The following is a 1,849-nucleotide window of genomic DNA, read 5'->3' on the forward strand; positions in this document are numbered from 1 at the left end:
ATGTTAAGCAATACCTTGAACTGTTCAGTTCTGAAAAGGAATATTTTTCAGTTGATATAATTAAAGTTGGAAATACTTTTCAATTCCAACTTCCTCTGAACGATGGGAGTGAGTTACTTATATCTTATAATGATATGGGTAACTATTTGCTTATGGCCTTTGAAATGGATGGGGAAAAGTATGAAACAAAATTTGACCGGATAAACCTGCCTAAAAAAAATCCTCTGGAGAGTTTTTTTGAAGTAGGCCAAAATAAATATGACCCTGCTGTAATAGGAAAATGGAAGCATATCAAGACCTATAATCCCGATGGAAGCAATAACACCACCGATGGGTCAGCAGGGAGAGGTTACATCAATACTTATTATGGGGATGGTAGAATGTTGCCTGATGCACAAATGTTTAGAGATGCTGAAAAGCAAAATGGCAATTCAAATTTTTCTTATCTAGACATTCCTGCAGTGAATTGGAAAACCACGGGTCAATATTTGATTCTTGAAGTAAATGGAGCTCCTGCGGAATATGAATATTTCGTAAAAAATGACACATTAACAATGATTACTCCTACAAAAATTAAACAAATTCATGTTAAAGTGAAGTAAGGAATTTAAAGATAAAATTGATATTCTGAAGTGAGTTCTTTTTTATGGGATTGAGTTTTAAGCATGTAATCGGATTTTATGAAAGGCAAGACAGTTTTTACTTTAGCATTTGTATTTCACCTTTTGGTTTTTGGGATTTTTCCTTTATCTGCTATACAAGCCCAAGACAAGCGATCGCCCTTTTATCAGGAAAACAAATACGCTGATTATCCGGTCATAACTTTCAGGGAAAACTTCCTCAACCTCCCCGTCTATTATGTCAATGGGGAAAAGGCTTCTCCCAAGGAAGTACGCGCTTACCTTGAAATCCTGCCCGGTGATGCTCAGGATTTCACTGCAAACATTACCAAATTACGCATCGGTTCTGCACTGTATAAAGCATCACTTGGAGTCAGCTTGGGTTCAATAGTTTATCTCAATACCAATGAATTGAGACAGCAGGATTATACCGCTTTCTTTTTGGTGACATTTGGTTCGATGGTTTTGGGAAGTGTGGGTGGAGGCATGGAGAGCAATGCAAAAATGCGTTTGGCCAATATCCTTGAGACCTACAACTTTGTGATCGATCAGAACAGATTTGGGTCTCATTACCTGAAAATGAAAATTGAAGGAAACCTCATCGGCCAAAAAATCAACATATATGACGGTCCCAAACTGCTGAATAAAGCACAGGTCAGGACTCTAATGGAAAACAGACTCGACATGTATGCGGACTACGAAAAAGCAATCCGAAAACAGAATTTTGCCAATATCCTCGATTGGACAGGTTTAGGCCTTCAGTTGGTGTTTACATGGTATTTCATTTCTCCACAGTTTCAATCTTCCACCCCTAATGATATCCTGCTGCCTTTGGTTTTTACAAACCTCGGCTTGAGCATTATCTCCGGTCAAGTCAGAAGAAGTGCAAGAAATCTCACGCGTACAGCCTTGGACAGGTATAATTTTGGAGATGCAGCAGTTCCTGTAAGCAGAAATTCCTTCTACCATCCACCAATAGCCAATTTCGTATCGTTTGGGATTCCTTTGGAGGGGAGGGGAAAATGAGAGGGTAGAGACGAGATTTTAGAGCCGAGACCAAATAGCGGAAAAAGTCCAGAGAAAAAATTATCCTTGTCATTTCGAAGGAGGTACGACTTAGAAATCTAGTAATAGAAACAATTTAAAAATGGAAAGACCTCTCCTACGTCCCTGCCTGTCCGGTAGTCAGGGAGGTGACAAGTTAAAGCCTTTAGCAAATGTTATATCTG

The 1,849-nt window shown here is 38.9% G+C and carries 2 protein-coding genes; both read left to right on the forward strand.

The genetic code is table 11. From position 1 onward, the window contains the following. The coding region (locus ACZFYI_RS19905) for a hypothetical protein (RefSeq protein WP_462525864.1) at positions 1-602 on the forward strand (602 nt) is incomplete at its 5' end. A 78-nt stretch (positions 603-680) separates the two neighbouring features. Next, positions 681-1,646, forward strand: coding sequence for a hypothetical protein (locus tag ACZFYI_RS19910; protein WP_462525865.1), 966 nt, complete (start codon positions 681-683; stop codon positions 1,644-1,646). Positions 1,647-1,849 lie beyond the last annotated feature (203 nt).

Source organism: Aquiflexum sp., from assembly GCF_977115555.1.